Annotated in this window: 20 protein-coding genes and 1 pseudogene; 16 read left to right on the forward strand and 5 right to left on the reverse strand. The window is 73.0% G+C overall.

Annotated features, from left to right (window positions below; translation table 11 throughout):
• Positions 1-144 precede the first annotated feature (144 nt).
• The 11 genes from IG86_RS0106770 (at position 145) to IG86_RS0106820 (ending at position 12049) form a co-directional block, all read left to right on the forward strand.
• A complete protein-coding gene (locus IG86_RS0106770; RefSeq protein WP_030818320.1) occupies positions 145-1599 on the forward strand; it encodes a helix-turn-helix domain-containing protein in 1455 nt (484 codons plus the stop codon).
• Positions 1600-1660: 61 nt separating this feature from the next.
• A complete protein-coding gene (locus tag IG86_RS0106775; protein ID WP_030895514.1) occupies positions 1661-3589 on the forward strand; it encodes an APC family permease in 1929 nt (642 codons plus the stop codon).
• A gap of 136 nt (positions 3590-3725) precedes the next feature.
• Complete coding sequence (locus tag IG86_RS0106780) at positions 3726-4289, forward strand: TetR/AcrR family transcriptional regulator (protein ID WP_030818318.1); 564 nt, start codon at positions 3726-3728, stop codon at positions 4287-4289.
• Positions 4290-4346: 57 nt separating this feature from the next.
• Positions 4347-4967, forward strand: a complete 621-nt coding sequence (locus IG86_RS0106785; RefSeq protein WP_030818316.1) for a DUF6461 domain-containing protein — start codon at positions 4347-4349, stop codon at positions 4965-4967.
• 118 nt (positions 4968-5085) lie between these two features.
• A complete protein-coding gene (locus IG86_RS0106790) occupies positions 5086-5328 on the forward strand; it encodes a helix-turn-helix domain-containing protein (protein ID WP_030818314.1) in 243 nt (80 codons plus the stop codon).
• 160 nt (positions 5329-5488) lie between these two features.
• The gene (locus tag IG86_RS0106795; RefSeq protein ID WP_030818311.1) at positions 5489-5896 is read left to right on the forward strand and encodes a hypothetical protein; all 408 of its coding nucleotides are present in this window, start codon (positions 5489-5491) and stop codon (positions 5894-5896) included.
• The gene (locus IG86_RS0106800) at positions 5893-6684 is read left to right on the forward strand and encodes a hypothetical protein (protein WP_030818309.1); all 792 of its coding nucleotides are present in this window, start codon (positions 5893-5895) and stop codon (positions 6682-6684) included. The genes IG86_RS0106795 and IG86_RS0106800 overlap by 4 nt, the downstream gene beginning before the upstream one ends.
• A gap of 71 nt (positions 6685-6755) precedes the next feature.
• Entirely contained in the window at positions 6756-7175 is a 420-nt protein-coding gene (locus tag IG86_RS0106805; RefSeq protein WP_030654063.1) for a roadblock/LC7 domain-containing protein, read from the forward strand.
• Between the two features lie 104 nt (positions 7176-7279).
• Entirely contained in the window at positions 7280-7654 is a 375-nt protein-coding gene (locus IG86_RS0106810; protein ID WP_030654066.1) for a hypothetical protein, read from the forward strand.
• A 192-nt stretch (positions 7655-7846) separates the two neighbouring features.
• A complete protein-coding gene (locus IG86_RS0106815; RefSeq protein WP_030895518.1) occupies positions 7847-11422 on the forward strand; it encodes a bifunctional glycosyltransferase/CDP-glycerol:glycerophosphate glycerophosphotransferase in 3576 nt (1191 codons plus the stop codon).
• A 126-nt stretch (positions 11423-11548) separates the two neighbouring features.
• Complete coding sequence (locus tag IG86_RS0106820) at positions 11549-12049, forward strand: VOC family protein (protein ID WP_030818305.1); 501 nt, start codon at positions 11549-11551, stop codon at positions 12047-12049.
• A gap of 41 nt (positions 12050-12090) precedes the next feature.
• On the opposite strand, the gene IG86_RS0106825 is transcribed toward IG86_RS0106820, so the two are convergent.
• Positions 12091-12828, reverse strand: coding sequence for an SIR2 family NAD-dependent protein deacylase (locus IG86_RS0106825; protein WP_030818303.1), 738 nt, complete (start codon positions 12826-12828; stop codon positions 12091-12093).
• 162 nt (positions 12829-12990) lie between these two features.
• Here IG86_RS0106825 and IG86_RS0106830 point away from each other — a divergent pair, with 162 nt between their 5' ends.
• Genes IG86_RS0106830 through IG86_RS0106840 form a run of 3 tightly spaced genes read left to right on the forward strand, consistent with a single transcriptional unit; the run spans position 12991 to position 15298 of the window.
• Positions 12991-13443 carry a hypothetical protein gene (locus IG86_RS0106830; RefSeq protein WP_030818301.1) on the forward strand — a complete coding sequence of 151 codons (453 nt, stop codon included), beginning with the start codon at positions 12991-12993 and terminating at the stop codon, positions 13441-13443.
• Between the two features lie 44 nt (positions 13444-13487).
• Positions 13488-14447 carry an ATP-grasp domain-containing protein gene (locus IG86_RS0106835; RefSeq protein ID WP_045936504.1) on the forward strand — a complete coding sequence of 320 codons (960 nt, stop codon included), beginning with the start codon at positions 13488-13490 and terminating at the stop codon, positions 14445-14447.
• On the forward strand, positions 14444-15298 hold the full coding sequence (locus tag IG86_RS0106840) for a GNAT family N-acetyltransferase (RefSeq protein ID WP_030895524.1): 855 nt from the start codon (positions 14444-14446) through the stop codon (positions 15296-15298). The genes IG86_RS0106835 and IG86_RS0106840 overlap by 4 nt, the downstream gene beginning before the upstream one ends.
• A gap of 83 nt (positions 15299-15381) precedes the next feature.
• Here the strand turns inward: IG86_RS0106840 and IG86_RS0106845 are convergent, their stop codons facing one another.
• The 3 genes from IG86_RS0106845 to IG86_RS0106855 form a co-directional block, all read right to left on the reverse strand.
• Positions 15382-15816, reverse strand: coding sequence for a subtilase-type protease inhibitor (locus tag IG86_RS0106845; RefSeq protein WP_030895527.1), 435 nt, complete (start codon positions 15814-15816; stop codon positions 15382-15384).
• Between the two features lie 337 nt (positions 15817-16153).
• Complete coding sequence (locus IG86_RS0106850; protein WP_030654088.1) at positions 16154-16615, reverse strand: Crp/Fnr family transcriptional regulator; 462 nt, start codon at positions 16613-16615, stop codon at positions 16154-16156.
• Between the two features lie 128 nt (positions 16616-16743).
• Complete coding sequence (locus IG86_RS0106855) at positions 16744-17046, reverse strand: hypothetical protein (RefSeq protein ID WP_030818290.1); 303 nt, start codon at positions 17044-17046, stop codon at positions 16744-16746.
• A gap of 255 nt (positions 17047-17301) precedes the next feature.
• On the opposite strand from IG86_RS0106855, the gene IG86_RS0106860 reads away from it, so the two are divergent.
• A complete protein-coding gene (locus IG86_RS0106860) occupies positions 17302-19230 on the forward strand; it encodes a glycoside hydrolase family 5 protein (protein WP_030895531.1) in 1929 nt (642 codons plus the stop codon).
• A gap of 263 nt (positions 19231-19493) precedes the next feature.
• On the opposite strand, the pseudogene IG86_RS44175 reads toward IG86_RS0106860, so the two are convergent.
• A pseudogene (locus IG86_RS44175) lies at positions 19494-20789 on the reverse strand (MFS transporter); the annotation flags it as partial.
• A 77-nt stretch (positions 20790-20866) separates the two neighbouring features.
• Between IG86_RS44175 and IG86_RS0106875 the strand changes: the two are divergent.
• A complete protein-coding gene (locus tag IG86_RS0106875; RefSeq protein WP_030895541.1) occupies positions 20867-21478 on the forward strand; it encodes a helix-turn-helix domain-containing protein in 612 nt (203 codons plus the stop codon).
• Positions 21479-21542 lie beyond the last annotated feature (64 nt).

Consider the following 21542-nt stretch of genomic DNA (forward strand, 5'->3'; position numbering starts at 1 on the left):
GTTCGTGCTCATGGGCCCCGGGACCCGTCCGCTCGTGGAACAACCTATGCGGGCGCGCGGCCTTCCACAGGGTTCGCACTGCCCAGTGACCGGGCGAGACCGGTATCACAGCGCACAGTGTGCGGTGGGTGGTTGAATGCGCCGGTGTCACGGTCCGACGACGTACTCAAGGTCCACCGGCTCGCCCACACCGGGGGGTCGGCCGCGCTGCTGGAGTGGCTCGCCGCCCGCCTCGGCGGATGGACCGGAGTGGTGCGCGCGGGAGACCCCGGCGCCGGCGGGGCGGACCGGGATCAGGCCGGGGGAGCGCCCGAGGCCGCCGTCCGCGGCGCCGCCGAGCTGAGCGCCCGCGGCGTACGGTCGGCCGTCCTGCACGGCGACGGGTCCGCCACCCTGCTGTTCGCGCTGGACGCGGGGCGGGCACTGGCCGCCGTACTGCCGCTGCCGCACCCGGCCGAGGCGCCGACGCTGCTGGCGGACGCGGCCGTACCGCTGGCCCTCGTACTGCGCGCCGAGGAGGCCGAACGACGGGAGGAGAGGGCCGCGATCGCCGAGGCAAGGGCCCGCGAAGCCGTGCTCCGCCTGCTGATGAGCGGTCAGCTCTCCACCGCCCACCAGATCGCCGAGGCACTGCGGCCCCCGCTGCCCGACCCGATGCGGATCTACGTCGCCGAGTGCCGTACCGGGCGCCTCTCCGAAGTGGCCCGGCTGTGCCGGGAGGTGACCGGCGGCCGGGCCTGGGTGGTGCGCTGCCCGGTCTACGTGCGCCACCTCGTCATCCTGGTCCCGGCCGACGCGGCTGCGGTGTCCGCCGACCACGACCCCCTGGCGGGGGCGCTGACGGCGACCGCCCCGGACTGCACGGTCGGGGTCAGCGGGGAACTCGCCCTCGGGCAGGCCCCCACCGCCTACACCCAGGCCTTCCACGCCCTGGCCGTCGCCCGCGGCCGCGAGGAACGGCACGCCCGGTTCGGCCCCGGCCCGGAGCTGGCGCTCGCGGCCCACGAGGCCGGGGCCGACTGGGCCGGGGCCCTGCTCGCGCCCCTGCACGCGTACGAACCCCGGCGCCCGCAGGACCCCGGCGGACAGGAACTGCGCGACACCGCCCACGCCTGGCTGAACTTCGGCGCGCACGCCACCCGGCTGCTGAGGGTCCACCGCAACACCCTGGCCGCGAGGGTCCGGCTGGTCGAGACGCTGCTCGGGCTGGACCTCGGCCGCCTCGGCGACCAGGCGGCCCTCTCCCTGGCGCTCCGGCTGACCCCGGGTGCGGGGCGGGGGAGCGGCACCGCCGCACCGGCGGCGGCGCCAGGGCTCGACGCGGTCCTGCGCGATCCGCGGCTGACCGAGTGGGCCCGGGCCCACCTGAGCCGGCTTTCCGGCCCGGACGCACCGGCCGGCGCCCGGACCACGGTCCGCACCTGGCTGGAGCACGACGCCCGGCTCGTACCGGCCGCCGCCGCGCTCGGGGTATCCGTCCCCGGTGCCCGCAAGCGGCTGGCCCGGATCGAGTCCCTGCTGGAGCGCTCGCTGCTGCAGTCCCCGAGCGTCCGGTACGACCTGTGGCTGGCGCACAGGGCCGAAGAGCTCGCCGGGTGACACAACCCCTCAAAGGGATGTTCATCGGAGAAAACGCACGAACATGCACGATCATGCCCGAATGAGGCGTATCAATGCGAAGCGCGTGCTGGTCGGTGAACCCCTCGACACCGCGCGGCTCGGCGAGACCCTGCTTCCCAAACGGCTCGCCCTGCCGATCTTCTGCAGCGACCCTCTCTCCTCCGTGGCCTACGCCACCGAGGAGATCCTGCTGATCCTGGCCCTCGGCGGCGTCGCACTGCTCCACCTCACCTGGTACGCGGCCGCCGCCATCGTCTTCCTGCTCGTCGTCGTCATCGCCTCCTACCGCCAGACCTGCCACGCCTACCCCGGCGGAGGCGGTGCCTACGTCGTCAGCGCCGAGAACCTCGGACAGACCGCCGCGCTCACCGCCGCCAGCGCCCTCCTCGTGGACTACGTGATGACCGTCGCGGTCTCCGTCGTCTCCGGGGTCTCCGCCATCACCTCGGCCATCCCCGCGCTCAACGACCACGAAGTGGTCATGTCCGTCGCCTTCGTGGCGCTGCTGACCCTGATGAACCTGCGCGGCGTCAGGGAGTCGGGCCGCGTCTTCGCCATCCCCACCTACGGCTTCGTCCTCGTCATCTACCTCATGTTCGCCGTCGCCGCCGTACGGCTCGGCACCGGCCAGACCATCCGCGCCGAGTCCGCCGACCTGCCGATCATCGCGACCGGCACCTACACCGGACTCGCCCTGGTGCTCCTCGCGATGCGCGCCTTCGCCTCCGGCTGCACGGCGCTCACCGGCGTCGAGGCGATCAGCAACGGCGTCCCCGCCTTCCGCAAGCCCAAGGCCAGGAACGCGGCGACCACGCTGGCCGCCATGGGCTTCCTCTCGGTGACGATGTTCGCCGGCATCACCGCCCTCGCCATGACCTACGAGGTGCACGTCGCTGCCGACCCCACCGAACTGGGCCTGCCCCCCGGAACCGCGACCTCCACCGCCCTCGCCCAGATCGGCCGGGCCACCTTCGGCAGCTGGCACTTCCTCTTCTACCTGCTCCAGGCCGTCACCGCCGGAGTGCTGATCCTCGCCGCGAACACCGCCTTCAACGGCTTCCCGATGCTCGCCTCGATCCTCGCCCGGGACCGGTACGCGCCCCGCCAGCTCTACAACCGCGGCGACCGGCTCGTCTACTCCAACGGCGTCGTGCTCCTCGCGCTCGCCGCCGTCGCCCTCATCGTGGCCTTCGACGCCGAACTGACCCGCCTCACCCAGCTCTACATCATCGGCGTGTTCGTCTCCTTCACCCTCTCCCAGTCGGGCATGGTCCGGCACTGGCGCAAGGCGCTGGCCTCACCCGCCACCCCGCGCGAGGAGCGCGTCCACATCCATCGCAGGCTCGCCATCAACGCGGTCGGCGCCACCCTGACCGCACTGGTCCTCGTCATCGTCCTCATCACCAAGTTCACGCACGGTGCCTGGCTGGTCGTCATCGCCATGCCCCTGCTGTTCCTCGGCATGAAGGGCGTACGCCGCCACTACGACCACGTCGCCCGGCAGGTCGGCGTCGCCCCCGACGCCAGACCGCGCAGGCCGGCCCACCACCACGTGGTCGTCCTGGTCGCCGCCGTGCACGCCCCGACGCTCAAGGCCATCGGCTACGCGCAGGGGCTGCGCCCCGACACCCTGACGGCGGTGACCGTCGCCGCCGACGAGGCGGAGGCGGCCCGGCTGCGTGAGGCGTGGGAGGAGCACGACCCGGGCCTCCCGCTGAAGATCATCCACTCGCCCTACCGCGAGGTCGTCGGCCCGATCCTGGCGCACGTCGAGGAACTGGCCGCCGAACCGGCCACGGACATGCTGTCCGTGGTGATCCCTGAGTACGTCGTGGGGCACTGGTGGGAGCAGCCCCTGCACAACCAGAACGCCCTCCGGCTCAAGGCGCGCCTGCTGTTCACCCCGGGGGTCGCGGTGATCGACGTGCCGTACCTGCTGGAGTCGGCGAAGGCCGCGCACACGGCGTAGGGGGTGTCTTGCCGATCATGCCGGGGGGCGTCCGGAGCCCGGAGCGGAGACGTCCGCTACGGTGGGCAAAGCACTGCGACCGCAGTGCTCACCGATCCGATCCGATCCGCTCCGCTCCGACCCAGGGACCCGCCCCATGCGCCAGAACCCGCAGCGCCGCGCCGCGCTGCTCGACGCCGCCATCGAAGTCCTGGCACGCGAGGGCTCGCGCGGCCTGACCCTGCGGGCGGTGGACGCGGAGGCGGCAGTGCCCACCGGCACCGCCACCAACTATTTCGCCAACCGGTCCCAACTGCTCGTGCAGATCCTCCACCGCACCCGGGAGCGGCTGGTTCCGGACCCGGCCGACCTGACCGGCCCGCCCGACACGAAGGTGCTGCTCGGCCGGCTCCTGGAGCGCATGCGGCGCGAGCGCAGCGTACACATCGCCATGCTGGAGCTGCGGCTGGAAGGCCTGCGGCGCCCGGAGCTCCAGGCCGAGCTGGCCGCTTTCCAGGGCGCGGAGCTGGAGGCGAACATCGACTGGCACCTTGAGTCCGGCCTGCCCGGCGACCGGCAGGGCGTGGCCCTCCTCTACCTGACGATGCTGGGGCTGATCGTGGACGACCTGACCGTGCCGGCGCTGTTGGAGGCCCACCCGGTGGAGGGGCTCATCGAGACGATGGTCGAGCGTCTCCTCCCCCGGAAGTCCGCGGACTGACTATCGTGCCGGTGGGGGAAGCACCGGTGTCGCGGGACGGACCGTGGGGAGTGCAGGATGGCCGACATCACCGAGGGCGGGACCTGCGGGATCCAGTGGCTGGCGGACTGGGGTGAATGGTTCGCCGGCCTCACCTTCGCCCGGGGCATAGCCCCCGACGAGCTCGCCGCACGGCTCGGCGCGGTCCCGGGCGTCCGCCCCGGGCCGCTCGGGGCGCCGGCCGCCTGGAGCATGGTCACCGAGACCGCGGACGGCGACGGCGTGGCCCGGGTCGGCAGCTGGGGCGGCTGGTCCTTCGCCGTCGAGCACGGCCTGCCCGCCGGCGCGGAACGCCTGGCCGACGTCTCCCGGGCAGGCGTCGAGGCCATCCACCTCGACCCGCAGCCCGACCACCCGCCCAAACAGTTCGCGTACGCCATGGACGGCGAGCTGGTGTGCTGCTTCGGGCTCGGCGAGGAATGCTGGCGCGGCGGCCACCGGCCGGACTTCCTGCTCCCCGAGCTGGTCGCGGCGGGCGTCCTCGGCCCGGACGGCGCGTACCCGGGACCGGACGACGAGCCGGAGGAGGACCGCGAGCGGCGCACCCTCGCCGTCCTGGAACACCGCTTCGGACTGGCCCTGCCGCGCCACCTGATCGCGGACACCCCGCTGCCCGCATATGTCACCTGCACCCGATAGCCAGAGCCACCGGGTCCGGTGATCTTATGCTCGGGTTTACGCGAGTCCGCTGGTTTTGGGGGCGGGGAGCGACTTTGATGGGTCTGCCAGGCCTCGTACCGGAGCAGGGGGACCATTCATGGGAACCGACCGCATCCAGAAGGACAGCACACCCACCCTGATCGGTTCCGTGCAGCGCGCGCTGCGGCTCGTGGAAGCGATGCACGCGGAAGGCGGGGCGACGGCGAAACGGCTCGCGCGGGTCACCGGGATCCCCCTGCCGACCGTCTATCACCTGCTCCGCACCCTCAGCCACGAGGGATACGTGGAGCGGGAGGGCGGGTCGTTCCGTCTCGCGGACGATCTTCCGCTGGCTTCGTGATCAGATTCCGACGCGTTCCGGCCAAGCTCTTACACGCTGAATGGCATGTTCCAGCGGAAAATGCCAGAACGCCCTTTCGCCCTGCGGAACTTGAGTAAGTTCCCTCCTGTCGCGCCGCACTACCGTGCACACCGCACGTCCGGCCGGGAGGGGAGCCCGCGTGCCCGGGATCGACGAATGCCTGCTCGAAGCCATGGCCCTGCCTGGTGCGCGGGGGGCCGCGCTGGTCGACTGGAGCAGCGGTCTGGCTCTCGGCACCATCGGGGAATCGCCCGTGGGGGACCACGAGACCACCGCCGCCGAGACCGCCGAGCTGGCCCGCGCGGCCGCGGAGTACGAGTCCTTCGCCCGCGCGGAGGCGGGTCCCGGTGACGGGGCGGTCTCCGGCGGCCCGCCCGTCGAGGACCTGATCGTCACGACCCGGAGCGGCTTCCACGTCCTGCGGTTCGTCGAGACGAGCTTCGACAGCAGCGTCTTCCTGCACGTCTGGCTCGACCGGGCCGACGGAAACCTCGCCCTGGCCCGCCTCAGACTGAGGGCCCTGGCCGAGGGGCTGGTGCTCAGATGACCGTCCCGGCAACGGCCCCGAACGCCTTCGCGGCCGTCTCCCCCCTCCTCACCCGGCTCGCCGCGGAGCGGGCCACCGGCGCCCTCCTCCGCGACCGCGGCACCCTCTTCCTGGAGGACGGACGAATAGTCCACGCGGAGAGCCCCGCCACCCCCGGCCTCGACGTCCTCCTCACCACCGGCGGCGGCCTCGCCCCCGAACGGTGGCGCGAGGCGGTGGACCGGGCCGGAGCCCGCCGTCAGGTCGCCCGCTTCCTCGTGGACAGCGGCGGGCTCGCCGGCGGGGAGCTCGAGATCTGCCACATCGCCGCCATCTTCGACGCCGCCTTCTTCGCACTGTCCCCGGGCAGCGGCCCCTCCCGGTTCCGCCGCGGGGCCACCCACTGGATCGGCTCCGTCCGCTCCGTTCCGGCCGCCGCGGTCGAACGCGAGACCCGGCGCCGCCGCGAACTGCTCGACGCGGTCTGGCCGTACCCGCTGCTCGACACCGCCCCGGTGGTGCCCCGTGCGGCCGCTCCGGGCCAGACCGTCACCGCCCGCCAGCGGATGCTGCTGGACCGGGCCGACGGCGTACGCACCCCGGCGGACCTGGCCTGGGTACTGGGCCGGCCCGCCTTCCACACACTGCTCGACGTACGCCGCCTCGCGGCCGCCGGACTGGTCGAAACGCCGCACAGCCCGGCCCCCCCGCCGGTCGAGGTACCCCTGCCCGACTGGATGACCCAGGCCCAATCCCCGGACGTGGCGCTGCTCCGCCGGTTACGCGACGCACTGGAGGCAAGCCTGTGAGGCTCCCGCTGCGACCGGCCCTGCGCGCCGACCGCTCCGAGCGTAGGCAGCCCGAAAGGAGAAAGGCCGACATGAGTACGGTGCCCCCCGAGGCGGAGGCCGAGATACTCGCCGAGCTCCGCAGGCTGCGGGCCCGCGTACCCCAACTCACCGGCGCCCTCGCCGCCAGCGCCGACGGCTTCGTCCTCGCCCAGGACAGCGCCGCCGCCGAGGCCGAGGCCGTCGCCGCCCTGACCGCCGCCGCCCTCGGCGTGGCCCAGCGGCTCAGCGACTGCACCGGACAGGGGGCGTTCCGCGAACTGCTCGTGCGCGGCGCCGACGGATACGTCGCGACATACGCCGCCGGTGTGGCCGCCGTCCTCACCCTGACCGCCGAGCCGCGCGTCAACGTGGGGCGCCTCCATCTGGAGGCCCGGCGCTCCAGCCTGCGCATAGCCGAACTGATCGAACACACCCTCGCGCGCAGGGGCTCCGGCCCCGCGCCCGCCTGATCCGCGCCTGGGTCGCCCGGACGGCCCGTCGCATTCAGGACAACTACAACCAGTCACATCGAAACAACAACCAGTCACATCAAAACGGGAAAGAGGTACCTCTCATGGTCAACGTGGAGACCGCGCTCAAGGAAGCCACCACCCTCATCGAGGGCGCGATCGGCGCGGCCCTGGTGGACTACGGCAGCGGTATGGCCCTGGGCACCATCGGCGGCGGCAAGGACCTCGACCTCGCGGTCGCGGCGGCCGGCAACACGGACGTGGTGCGCGCCAAGGTCCGCACGATGGAGCTCCTCGGCCTCAAGGACGAGATCGAGGACATCCTGATCACCCTCGGTAGCCAGTACCACCTGATCCGGCTCATGAAGGGCCGGGGCTCCGTGGGCTTCTTCCTCTATCTGGCCCTCGACAAGAAGCGGGCCAACCTCGCGATGGCACGCCATCAGCTGAAGAAGATCGAAGCGGAACTGGAGATCTGAACGGGTCACCGGCCGGGACGGGTCGCGTCCCATCCGCAGCGTCGAAGTGGCGGACGGCTGAATTCTTTGCCGTCCGCCCCGGCGATCAGCACCCTATGCCCCATATGGGTGGAGTTTATAGCTCTGTTACAGAGTAAGATGCTGTGAGCTGATCATCGATAAAGCAAAAAAACGCTGGAGAAACCGCCACCCATGCCCCCGCGCCTGAGCATCGTCGTCCCCGTCTACAACGTCGAGCTCTACCTCGACGAGTGCCTGGAATCCATCGCCGCTCAGACGTTCGGCGACTTCGAGGCCATCCTCGTGGACGACGGCTCCACGGACAGCAGCGCCGTCATAGCCAAGGCCTTCGCGGCGCGTGACAAGCGCTTCCGGGTCGTCATGCAGGAGAACGCCGGCCTCGGCGCCGCCCGCAACGCCGGCGCCCGCCACATCCACCCGGACAGCGAGTACCTGGCGTTCGTCGACAGCGACGACACCATGCCGGACTACGCCTACCAGCGCCTGATCGAAGCCCTCGACGAGACGGGCTCGGACTTCGCCGGCGGCAACGTCAAGCGCTTCCGCTCGGTCGGCATGAACCAGTCGTGGGGCCACCGGGCCGCCTTCGCCAAGACGCAGCTGCGGACCCACATCTCCAAGTTCCCGGCGCTGGTCACCGACCGCACCGCATGGAACAAGGTCTACCGGCGCACCTTCTGGGACGAGCACGGCTTCCAGTACCCGGAGGGCATCCTCTACGAGGACGCCCCGGTCAGCATCCCCGCGCACTACTTCGCCTCCAGCGTCGACATCCTCAGCGACTGCGTCTACCACTGGCGCGTCCGCGAGACCGGAGAGCGCTCCATCACCCAGCGCTCCACCGACCCGGTCTCCCTCATCGACCGCGTGAAGTCCGTCCGCCTGGTCCGCGAGTCCCTCAAGGCCAAGCAGGGCCCCAAGTACGTCCGCTACCTGCGCGACTACGACTACAACGTGCTGAGCGAGGAACTCCCGCTCATCTACAAGTACGTCGCCGAGGGCGGCCCCGACTTCCGCGCCGCGTTCGTCAAGGAGGTCGGCGGCCTCGTCCGGGAGATCGGCACCGGCCCCTGGCCCGACCTGACCGTCGCCGACCGCCTCAAGGCCTACCTCGCCGGCGAAGGCCGCGTCGAGGACTTCATCGCGCTCCTGAACCACCAGCGTGACTACCACTACAGCGTGCCGGTCAAGGGCCTCGCCCGCCCGCAGGCCGACTACCCCTTCCTGCAGGGCCGCCCGCCGGTCCCCGCCAAGATCCTCACCCTCGGCACGCGCGAGCGCCGCGTCGTCAGCCGCCTGGAACAGGCGGCCTGGTCCGACGGCAAGCTGCTGCTGCGCGGCTACGCCCTGCCCGGCCACCTCGGTGCGGAGAGCCGCCTCGGCTCCCGCAAGATGCTGATCTTCCGCGAGGGCGGCAAGCGCCGCCGCTCCGTCATCAGCACCCGTACGGTCGCCTCCCCGATGGCCACCGTGAAGTCCCCGCACCTCGCGCTGCGGCACGCCGACTGGGCCGGCTTCACCGCCGTCGTCGACCCCTCGATCTTCCAGTCGGGCGGCAAGTGGAACGACGGGATATGGACGACGTCCATCGCCGTCACCGGGGCCGGCGGCCTGCACCGCGCCCGCCTGCGCGGCGGTGAGCACGACACCGGCCAGAACCCGCCCCCGTTCTGGGTCGCCCCCGACGTCCGGATCGTCCCGGCCGTCTCCGGCGCCCTCACCATCCAGGTCGAGGTCGCCCGTGCCCGCGCCCTGGACGCCCGGCCCGCCGGTGACGACGCCGTGGAGATCGTCGGCGAGCTCTCCGCCGGAGTCGACGCCGCGCGCCTGAAGGCCGTCCACGTCTCCACCGGCACCACCGTCGACTTCCCGCTGGAGAAGGGCGCCGCCACCGCCGGCCGCACCCCCTTCACCGCCCGCGTCGCACTGGCCGACCTGGCCGCCGTACCGGACGCCGAGTGCGAGCCCGGCGAATGGACCCCCGAGCCCTGGAGCCTCTCCGTGGTCGGCGCCGACGGCACCGAGCACCGCCTGGCCCACGACGAGCGCGGCGGCTTCAACGGCCTGGTCGTGCCGCTGCCCGGCGAGAGCGAGGGCCGCGCCCTGTTCGTCAAGCGCGGCAACACCGGTCACCTCACCCTCTCCGTGCAGCCCTCTCCGCCGCTCGTCGACGCCGTCGAGGTCGAGGACGGCGCACTGACCCTGCGGGGCCGGTTCGTCGCGCCGACCGACGAGCCCTACGAGCTCGTCCTGCACAACGCGCACGGCATGGAGTTCAGCTACCCCGTCACCCGCGACGGCGAAGGCTTCGAAACCACCTTCCGGCCCGTGCTCCCCGAGGCGTTCGCAGGCCGCACCACGCTCCCCGAGGGCCGCTGGTGGCCCACCCTGCGCCCGGCCGCCCAGGGCGGAACCACCGCCGGTCTGCTCGGCGTGGACCGCGGGGCCCCGGTCCAGATGGCCCCCGGCCTGCTCTTCGCCGGCCCGCACCCCATCACCGTGCAGGGCCGCCGGATGCGGATCGAGACCCGCTTCCACGACCGCATGGCGCTCGTCGCTGACCCGCTGCTGAGCCCGCACGACCGCTCCCGCTACGCCCAGCGCGTCGCCCGCTTCGAGACCTACCCGGCGCAGCGCGCCCTGCCGGTCAAGGACATCGTCGTCTACGACACCTTCCAGGGGCAGGGCGCCGGCGACGCACCCCGCGCCATCCACGAGGAACTGCTGCGCCGCGGCGAGAAGCTGGAGCACATCTGGCTGGTCCGCGACGGCCGCGCCGAGGTCCCCGCGACCGCCCGCGCGGTGCAGTACGGCAGCGTGGAGTCGTGGGAGGTCCTCGCCCGCGCCCGCTACTTCGTGACCAACGACAGCGTGCCGGCCCTGTTCCAGCGCCGCCCCGGCCAGGTCGTCGTCCAGACCTGGCACGGTACGCCGATCAAGCAGATCGGCCACGACTTCGTGCACGACTACTACACGAGCCCGGAGATCCTGGAGGGCCTCGCGCACGACAGTGCACAGTGGACCCTGCTCGCCTCCCCGAGCTCCTACGCGACGCCGCTGCTCAAGCGCGCCCTCGGCTACGAGGGCGAGGTCATCGAGGCCGGCAGCCCGCGCACCGACGCGCTGGTACGGCCCGACGCGAAGCGGATCGCCGAGGTCCGGCGCCGGCTCGGCCTGCCCGAGGGCAAGAAGGTCGTCCTCTACATGCCCACCTGGCGTGAGAACTGCGAGGGCTGGACCGGTGGGTACAAGCTCGACCAGCGCATCGACCTGGACCGGGCCCGCCGCGAGCTGGGCGAGGACCACGTCCTGCTGATCCGCGGCCACCACCACGTCACCGAGCAGGTCCGCGAGGGCGTCCGGGACGGTTTCGTCGTCGACGTGTCCCGCTGGCCCGACGCCGCCGACCTGCTGCTCGTCGCCGACGTGCTGATCTCGGACTACTCCTCCGCGATCTTCGACTTCGCGCTCACCGACCGGCCGATCCTGCTCTTCACGTACGACCTGGAGCACTACCGCGGCACGCTGCGCGGCTTCAACTTCGACCTGGAGGAGAAGGCGCCCGGACCGCTGCTGGCCGACTCGGAGAGCCTGATCGAGGCCGTGCGCAACGCGGACGCGGTCGGAGCCGAGTACGCCGGAGCACGGGCGGCGTTCCGCGAGGAGTTCTGCGACCTCGACCAGGGCAACGCCGCCGAGCGCGTCGTCGACCGGATGCTCGCCATGGGCGCGGAGCCCGCGAAGTAGGCCGTACGGTCGAATTCCCGGCCGAATGAGGACCGGCCCCGGGCCCACCGATGAATTTCGGGCCCGGGGCCGGTCTGTATGTGCGGAGGCGGTGTCCACCGCCCACGCACCGGCCCGGAGGCAGAGATGAGCGGCAACGGTTTCACCACGTGTCTGTGGTTCGACGGCGACGCGGAAGCGGCAGCCGACTACTACCTGTCCGTCTTCAAGGACGGCAGGATCGGGCGGATCGCGCGCTACACGCAGGCGAACCCCGAGCAGGAGGGCTCGGTGATGACCGTCGAGTTCGAGGTCAACGGGCAGAGGTTCGTCGGCCTCAACGGCGGACCGCAGTTCCCCTTCACCGAGGCGATCTCCTTCCAGATCGACTGCGTCGACGAGTCCGAGGCGGACTACTACTACGATGCGCTGACCAAGGACGGCGGACAGGAGTCCGCCTGCGGCTGGGTCAAGGACAGGTTCGGGGTGTCCTGGCAGGTCATCCCGCCGGGCGCCGTCGAGCTCGTGAGCGACCCGGACCCGGGGCGCGCCTCCCGGGCCACGGCCGCGATGCTGAAGATGAAGAAGCTGGACGTGGCGGAAATGCGCCGGGCGGCCGACGCGGGCCAGGGCGTCTGCGGAGAGTAGCGCCGCCCGCCCGCACGGCGGGCGCCGCGGAGCAGGCGGGACTAGGCCCCGCCGTCCGCGGCGATCCTGGTCAGCAGGGCCGGGAGGGCGGTGCCGATCGGTTCGCGGACGACCTCGTCGGCGAGGGCGTCGTACGGGGTCTCCTCCGCGTTCACGATGATCAGCCGGGCCCCGGCCTCCGCGGCCATTCCAGCCAGCGAGGCGGCCGGCTGCACCTGCAGCGTCGACCCGACGGCGACGAAGACCTGGCATCCCTTGGCCACGGCCATCGCCTGCCCCAGCACCACGGGGTCGAGCCGCTCGCCGAACATCACGGTCGCCGCCTTGAGGATCCCGCCGCACGCCAGGCAGGCGGGATCCGGTTCCCCGGCGGCGACCCGGGCCAGCGCCTCGTCCATCTCCGACCGGGCGTGACACGCCGTGCACACCACGGACCGGGCGGTGCCGTGCAGCTCGAACACCTTCCGCGCGGGCATCCCGGCGAGCTGGTGCAGTCCGTCGACGTTCTGGGTGATGACCCGGACCGGGGTGCCGCCCCGCTCCAGTTCGGCCACGGCCACGTGTGCGGCGTTCGGCCGCGCTCCGAGCGCGCCGATCTCGGCCCGCATCAGCCAGGACCGCCGCCGGATCTCCGGATCGGCCATGTAGTACTCGTAGGTCACGAGCTTCTCGGCGTCCGGCTCGCGGCGCCACAGGCCCTGTGGCCCCCGATAGTCCGGAATTCCGGAGTCGGTGGACATCCCGGCCCCACTGAACACTGCGACGAGCGGCTTTCCCATGCGCCGACCTTACGGAGGACCGCCGCCCGCTCGCGACCCCATTACCGCGCGCCGACCGCACGGGGGAGGCAGGGGCGTTTCTGCGGTGAATCCCGACCCCCACAGGAGTGAGATCCGGGCCAGTCGTTCCCGGTGGACCGGCCAGGCGGGTACAAACCGGACATGATGCTGAAGCCCCACAGCCTTGGTGCCCTCCTGCTGACCCTGTCCGCCCTGCCGGTCATGGCGCCCGCCCCCGCCGTCGCCGCCCCTGCCGTCGCCGCCCCCGCCGTCGCCGTGCCCGCGGCCGCCCCGGAAGGGCACACCGCGGATCAGATCGGCCGCTTCCTCGCCCGCTTCTACGGCAAGCACGGACCGTCCGCGCACGACCGCCGCCACCACGTCTCGCAGGTGCTCCTGGAAAGACAGACCAACACGCAGTCCGACGTCCTGCTCTGCGCGCAGAACGAACCGCAGGACATCGGCATCGGCCCGGTCACCGTCGCCCAGGCGGCCGGCGTCGGCTGGGCGACGGTCACCACCCACTGGGGCGCGGACGAGACCGACACCTTCACCGCGTACGTGCGCCTCGACTCCAGGCCGATCCTGATCGACGACGTGATCTGCGCGGGCTGAGTCCCTCCTTCGGCGGTCCGCGCCGCCCTCCGTAGGGTGGGCGCATGACCACGACGACCGAGGACGCGACCGCCACCGTCCTGTACTGCCGCGACCCGCTGAACGAGCGCCGGGTCGATGCCCACTTCGCGGCGGAGGCCCGGCAGTTGCGCGCCGCCGGGGGCAGGGTCCTGCTCGTGGACCACGACGCGCTGCTCGCCGGGGACGCCGAACGGGCCCTCGCCCGAGTGCCCGACGGCTCGGGTGCGGTGTGGTACCGGGGGTGGATGGTGCCCGCCGACCGGTACGGCGCACTGGACGCCGCCCTGCGCCGCCGCGGCGGCCGGCTCGCCGTCAGCGCGGAGGAGTACCGCCGGGCGCACGAACTCCCCGGCTGGTACGAGACCTTCGCCGCCCTCACCCCGGCCAGCGCATGGCTGCCGGCGGATCCGGGCCGGACACCGGATCCGCGGCGGCTCACGGCCCTCGCCGCGGGCCTGCCGCCCGGAGCCGCCGTGGTGAAGGACTACGTGAAGTCCCGCAAGCACGAGTGGGACGAGGCCTGTTACGTGCCCGACCTCGGCGACGCGGCCGCCCTGCACCGGGTGGTCGGCCGGTTCGTGGCGCTCCAGGAGGAGTTCCTGGCGGGCGGCGTGGTCCTGAGGGCCTTCGAGGACTTCGTCGCGCCGCTGACGCGGGCGGGGACGGAGGCCGCCGCGGAGGTGCGCGTGTGGTGGCGGGACGCGTCGCCGCGGCTGGTGACCGCCCACCCCGACAGCCCGGTCGCCGAGGTCGTGACCCCCGACCTCGCCCCGGTCCGCGAGGCCGTCGAGGCCCTGGGATGCCCCTTCGTGACCACCGACCTGGCCCTGCGCGCCGATGGCGTCTGGCGCGTCGTCGAAGTGGGCGACGGGCAGGTCAGCGACCTCCGCCACGGGGCCGATCTCGACGCCTTCGTCCGGATTCTGGCGGCCGGTCAGGCACCCCTGCGCACACCCGCGGCATCTGGTACAACACGGCTATGACGGGATTCGAGATCACCGGGGCGAGCGCCGCCGACATGGAGATGATCCGCGGCTGGGCCGACGAGGAGGGCTGGAACCCGGGGGACTCGGACCGTTTCGCCTTCGCCGTGGCCGACCCCGGCGGCTTCCTCGTCGGCCGGCTCGACGGGCAACCGGTGGCCTGCATCTCCGCCGTCCGCTACGGAGCCGGCTTCGGCTTCATCGGCTTCTACATCGCCCGCCCCGCCTTCCGCGGCCGCGGCTACGGCATCCGGCTCTGGCGCGCCGGGATGGAACGCCTCGACGGGCGGCTCGTCGGCCTGGACGGGGTCGTCGAGCAGCAGGACAACTACCGCAAGTCCGGCTTCCGTTCCGCCTGGAACAACATCCGCGTCGAAGGCGTGCCCCAGGGCGGCGACGCAGCGGACGGCGTCGGCGACATCGAGATCGTCGACGCCGCCACGCTCCCCTTCGGCCTGCTCGCCGCCTATGACCGGCGGTTCTTCCCCGCGCCGCGGGACGCCTTCCTGTCCGCCTGGACCGGGCTGCCCGGACGGACCGCCCTGGCGGCCGTCCGCGACGGCCGGGTCGAGGGGCTGGGCGTGATCCGCCCGTGCAGCGCCGCCCACCGGATCGGCCCCCTGTACGCGGCAACTCCCGCGGTGGCGGCGGCCCTGCTGCGGCGGCTCGCGCGGCACGCGCCCGGCGGGCTGGTGTCCGTGGACGTCCCGGACGCGAATCCGGAGGCGACCGCGCTCTTCAAGGGCCTGGGCCTGGTCCCGACCTTCGAGACCGCCCGGATGTACACCGGCCCGGTCCCGGCCCTGGCCCTGGCCGAGCTGTTCGGCGTGACCAGTCTCGAACTGGGCTGAGCGCCCGGCAGGATCCGAAGGACACGCCCTGGGGGCCGGGCGGCGGTCGCACGGCGCCGCCCGGCCCGTCGCAGCATGCGGGATCAGAAGCCGAAGAGCGCACCGGCGGTGTTCCGCAGGCCGCACGGATTGGCGAAGGTGTACGTGTAGTTGAGCCGACGGCCCTGCCAGACACCGTCGGCCGTCACCGTCATGGGGTCCCACTCCCTGGTACAGACGGCGTCGGCGGCGGGCGCCGCGAGCGGGTCGAGCTGCGAACCGGCGGCGCGTAACTCACGGCACGCGGCTGCCGGGTTCGGGTGGGTCCCGCCGGGCCGGGGGGCGCAGACGAGCGTCACCGCCCGCAGCACCGTGCCGGTGTCGGCGTCCGGGCCGGCCGTCACGCTGAGCACCAGCGCGGACGGCGCGTACAGACTCTGCGTACCGGCCGGCGCCGCGCCGGCCGTTCCGGGCCAGGCCAGCGCGGTGAGCGCCATGGCGGCGGAACCGAGTCCGAGACCCCTTGCGATGGACCGCATTTCGAACACTCCCTTGGGTTGGTGTTTCGGATAGCGGACAGAGTCTTGCCGACGGAAGCCGGGAACGCCCGTTCGGACCCCCATTTTTCGTCACCGATCGTGTACGGATGAGTGCAGACCGCAGCCGCGGCGGAGGTTTGACCTGTGCGGCAGCGGACGGCCGAATCGGCCGAACACCGACAGGGAGACCTCCCCGAAACATGCGACGGCCCACCGTCATCCGCCCGAAACGGAGCCCGGAGGGTGTTGCGCGGGAGTTCCCGGCCGGGAGTTCCCGGCCGCGCCGGGCGCGCGGCGCCGGGCGGATCGGGGTGGGACGCCTCCTGGGTCGTGTCCGCTAGCCGGTCGCGCCCAGGCGGGGGGCGTAGAGGTCCAGCAGCCGGGTACGCGTCTGCTGCAGCCGCATCGCGAGCACGCGGCCGACCCAGTGCCCGACCGCGGACCCGAAGGCGGGATCGGCGTCCATCAGCATCCGTACGGCCGCCGCGTCGAACTCGTAGGCGCGTACCGGGGTCATCGCCTCCGCGCCCAGCTGCCACACGTACGGCGGGAACAGCCAGGACCAGCCGACCAGCTCGCCGGGGCCGAGGTTCTCCACCTGCGCGGGCCGGCGGCCGGCCACCGGCACCTCCAGGGTCACCGTGCCGGAGCGCACGATCCAGAAGGACTCCGCCCGGTGGCCCTCGTCGAAGATCCGCGCGTTCTCCGGGAAATTGACCTCATGGGCCTGCGCCATCAGCCGTCCACGGTGCTCCGTGGACAACACTGCGGCTATTCGGATGGGGGAAGGTGTGCTCACGACGGCCTCCGATCGGACCCCCCCCGCGACGCTCCTGCTGCTCCCAGTGTCGCCGACGCGGCCCGATCCGGATCGGCCCGCGGCGCCCCTTTCTTCCCCGCCGGGGGCGCTGATCCGAAAGGCACGACCTAGTCCTCCGCGTTCGCCTCCATGCACGCCAGCTCCATGGCGTCCAGTACGGCCTCGTGGCTGCGCCCGCTCAGTTCGGCGACGTTCTCGATCTGGGCCGTGGCCCAGGCCGCCAGCGTCATCACCAGGACCCGGAGCCCGTCGGTGCCGTACTCGGCCAGGACCGCGTCGGCGACGACCATGGCCTCCTCCGGAACCTGCTCGGGCGGCTCCAGCCCCGCGAGGCCGCGCAGCATGACGAGGGTGCGGCGCGAGATCTCCGGCGTCATGCCCGCCAGCCGCATGTCCTCTTCGTCGTTCATCCGCCCCGCCCTCCGCTGCCGAGCCCCGTCCCTCAGGGCACGGTAGAGGGGCGCGGCGCCACGCGGGGCCGTTTCCACAGGGTGACCCTGCGTGAGCGGGGACGGGCGGCCGGATCCGGTGGGTCCGGCCGGGTCGCGACAGCGGCGCAGCACCGCCGAAAGCGTGCGGGCGTTCACCTTCCCCCCGACGCGACCCGCCGGTAACTTGACCCGCGGCAGCCGCCCGACCGGGCGGCCGAACCCGGCAGGAGCGAGATGAGAAGCCTGTTACGCGCCGTCCTGTGCGCCCTCCTGCTGACGGCCGGCACCGTGCCCGCCCAGGCCACACAGGCGGTTCAGGCGGCCCGGGCGGCCGAGGCCCCGCCGGCCGCCGCCGAGGCCTGGAGCCCGCCGCTGTCCACGCGCGGCCGGTACATCGTCGACGCGAACGGCAACCGGTTCCGCCTGCGCTCCGGCAACTGGGACGGGGCCCAGGGCTCCTGGAACGGCTCGGGCGACCGCAACGACCCCGCCACGCACCACAGCGGCCAGAACGCAAACGGCATCCCGCTCGGCCTGGACCGGGTCCCGCTGCCCACCCTCCTCGCCGACTTCCGAGCCCTGGGCCTGAACAGCATCCGGCTGCCCTTCTCCAACGAGATGCTGCGCACCACCACCCCGGTCCCGGACGGGGCCGTCGCCGCCAACCCGTCGCTGCGGGGCCGCACCCCCCTCCAGGTCTACGACGCCGTGGTCGCCGCCCTCACGGACGCCGGCTTCGCCGTCATCCTCAACAACCACACGGTCACCACCCGTTGGTGCTGCGGCCTCGACGGCAACGAACGCTGGAACAGCGGCCGTTCCACGGCCCAGTGGGCCGACGACTGGGTCTTCCTCACCCGCCGCTACCGCGACAACCCGCGCGTCGTCGGCGCCGACCTCTACAACGAGGTCCGCCGTGACGTCTGGGACGACCCCAACTGGGGCCTCGGCGACGACCACGACTGGCACGCGGCCGCCCAGGAGGCCGCCGACCGCATCCTCACCGAGGCCAACCCGAACCTGCTGATCGTGGTCGAGGGCATCAACTGGTTCGGCCTGCCCGTGGACGGTTTCCCGCACGGCCGCCCCACCCTCACCCCCGTACGGACCCTCTCGCACACCCTGGTCGTCTCGAACAAGCTCGTCTACTCCGCCCACTTCTACGGGTACACCGGCCCCCGGCACAGCGGAGCCAGCGGAATCGGCGAGACCAGCGACCTCCGCTACCAGGACATGACCGCGGCGCAGCTCGAACAGACCCTCTACGACCAGGCCTTCTTCGTCTCCGCGGAGACCGGCGCGCACTTCACCGCCCCCGTCTGGATCAGCGAGTTCGGCATCGGGGCCGACGAGGCCGGCGCCGCCCCGCGCACCTGGTTCGACCGTCTCACCGGACAACTGACCAGCACCGACGCGGACTTCGCCTACTGGCCCCTCGTCGGCTGGAGCACCACCGCCCAGGGCGCCCCCGGCGGCGACACCTGGGCACTGCTCCGCTACGACGCGACCGGGCACCGCTCCGGCGTCCTGGACCCGGGAGACTGGCGCACCGCACGCTGGACCGGCCTCCTCACCGCTCCCGGCCGCACCGGTCCCGTCACCGCCGGCACCACCTGGTACCAGCTGACCACCGACCACCGCGACCACAACGCCTCGCTGCTCACCTGGGCCGGCGGAGACTGGGACGGCGGGGCCCGCAAGGCGGTCTGCCCCGACGGCGCCCGCCTCACCGGCCTCGCCCACACCGGCGGCCGCGGTCTGTGCACCGGTTCCGGCCTGCGCGCCCCGAGCGGCGGGCACACCGTGGTCCGCGACGAGAGGTACGTCCCCGCCGGCGGGGACTGGGCCACCGGATACACGAAGTTCCAGTGCCCGGCCGGCCATTTCGTGATCGGCTACAGCGTGCGGGGCGAGCGGGTCTCGGCCGCGCTGTGCGCCCCGGCCCGTACGGCCCTCCCGGCGGGCGGCCGGACCCTCTGGTTCGACCGCGGCGACAACCGTCCGGCGGGCGGCGCGGGCGGTGACTTCGCCCTCGGGAGCCACAAGGGCCAGTGCCTGCCCACGGAGTACGCGGCGGGCATCGCCTTCACGACCCGCATCGCTTCGCGCCCGTCCCCGGCCGCCCTGCTCTGCCGCCCCCTGCCGGGTCCCGACGCGACGTAGGAGAAGTCCCGCGGACCGTGCCGGGACCGTCCGAAGGGCCGGACCCGGCACGGCCGCGCGCCGCGACGGCGAGTGCGAGGAGGACCAGGGCCGCGGCCACCGCGAAGGTCGTCCGGGTGCCGCTGGCCACCGCCGCGGGGGAGGCCGTCGCGATGTCGCTCGTGGCCGCCCCCCAGCGCGAACACCGCGCCCATGGCGGAGGCCCCGGTGACGAGGCCCAGATTGCGCGCCAGGCCCAGCGCGCCGGAGACGACTCCACGCCGGTCCGGGGCCACGTCCGCCATGACGGCCGTGTTGTTCGCCGTCTGGAACACCGCGTACCCGGCGGTCAGTACGGCGAGCGGGGCGACGTATCCGACGGCGCCCAGCCGCGCCGGCGCCACGGACAGGGCGAGGGCGCCGGCCGCCATCGCCGCGAGGCCGAGGACGGTCGTGCGGGGCGCCCCGAAGCGGTCGGCGAGCTGCCCGGCGGGCACCCCGGTCCCGGCGGCCACCAGCGGGCCGACCGACAGCAGGAGCCCGGTCAGGGTCGCGTCGAGCCCGAGCGCGCGGGAGAGCTGGAAGGGCCCGACCACCAGCGTCGTCATCATCACCGTGGAGACGAGCGCGCTCGTGGCGAGGCCCGCGCGCAGGCCGGGGGTGCGCAGGACCGCCCGGGGGACGAGCGGCGCCGCAGCCCGCGCCTGCGCCCGTACGAAGAGGCCGGCGCCGAGGGCGGCGGCGGTGAGCAGCGCCGCGTCCAGCGGGCCGAAACCGCCGTGGCCCAGGGTCATGGCCAGGGCGTAGGCGGCCAGCGTCAGGGCCAGCAGCAGCGTGCCGGAGACGTCGAAGCGGGCGCGTCCCGCCCCGGCGGCCTGCCGGTCCGCGGGCAGGTGACGGCCGACGAGCAGGAGCGCGGCGACGCCCAGCGGGACGGGGGCCGCGAAGACCGCCCGCCAGCCGAACCCGGCGATCAGGGCGCCGCCCATCGAGGGCCCGAGCGCCGTGCCGACCGCGGACATCGTCCCGAGCAGCCCCATGGCGCGGCCGGTCCGCTCCTTCGGGACCGCCTCCCCGACGAACGCCATGGTGAGGGCCATCATGAAGGCCGCTCCGACACCCTGCGCCGCCCGGGCGGCGATCAGCAGCCACAGGGTGGGCGCGGCCGCGCCCACGGCCGAGGCGACGGTGAACAGGGAGAGACCGGCCAGGAGCAGCCGACGGCGCCCGAAGAGGTCACCGAGCCGTCCCGCCCCGACCACGAGGGCGGTGACGGCGAGGAGATGGGCGAGCACGACCCACTGGACCGACCGGAAGGGCGCGGAGAAGACGTCCGCCAGGGTCGGCAGGGCGGCGGGAGCGATGCTCGTGCCCAGTGCGGACAGCAGCATGGACAGTGACAGCCCGGCGAGTGCGGGTCGGACGGCCGTCGGTCGGACGGTGGTCGTCCGGGCGGCGGTCGTCCGGGCGGCGGTCGGTGGGACGGTGGTCGTCCGGGCGGCGGTCGTCCGGGCGGCGGTCGGTGGGACGGCTGCGGGTTCGGGGCCGGCTCCGGGGCCGGAGGCTCTGGGTGACGTCATGCGGGCAGGGTCCGGCCCGCCGGGCTCCGACGGCAAACCTTGTTGCCGATTCCGGGACGCCGAGATGGAATGGCCGCATGGAAAAACCACCGTCCCACCAGGCGGTCCTCGACCAGGTGGCCCCGCGCCTGCGGCGGCTGCGCGCCCAGAGCGGTCTCACCCTCGCCGCGCTCTCCGAGGCGACCGGCATCTCGAAGAGCACCCTGTCCAGGCTGGAGTCCGGACAGCGCCGTCCCAGCCTGGAACTGCTGCTGCCGCTCGCCGGCGCCTACCGCGTTCCCCTGGACGACCTCGTCGGGGCTCCCGAGGTCGGCGATCCCCGGGTGCGGCTGACGCCCCGCAGCATGTCGGGCGGCGGCACGGTCGTACCGCTGACCCGCAGTCCCGGCCCGCTCCAGGCGTTCAAGATGCTGATCCCCGACCGGGGCGCCGAGCCGGACCCGCGCACGCACGAGGGGTACGAGTGGCTGTACGTGCTGGACGGCAGGCTGCGGCTGGTCCTCGCCGAGCACGACCTGGTCCTGGGCCCCGGGGAGGTGGCCGAGTTCGACACACGGCTGCCGCACTGGTTCACCAGTGCCGACGGGCGTCCCGTGGAGATCCTGAGCCTGTTCGGGCGCCAGGGGGAGCGCATGCACGTCCGAGCGAAACCCCGTCAGGTTCGGCATCCGATGCGTCAAGAGGGGTGAACCGATCGCGGATTCGCTCTAGGGTGCGCCGTAAGCATGGTCGCTGACGTATGTATGTACGGCG

Origin of the sequence: Streptomyces virginiae, assembly GCF_000720455.1 — a bacterium.
In the GTDB taxonomy this organism is placed as follows: domain Bacteria; phylum Actinomycetota; class Actinomycetes; order Streptomycetales; family Streptomycetaceae; genus Streptomyces; species Streptomyces virginiae.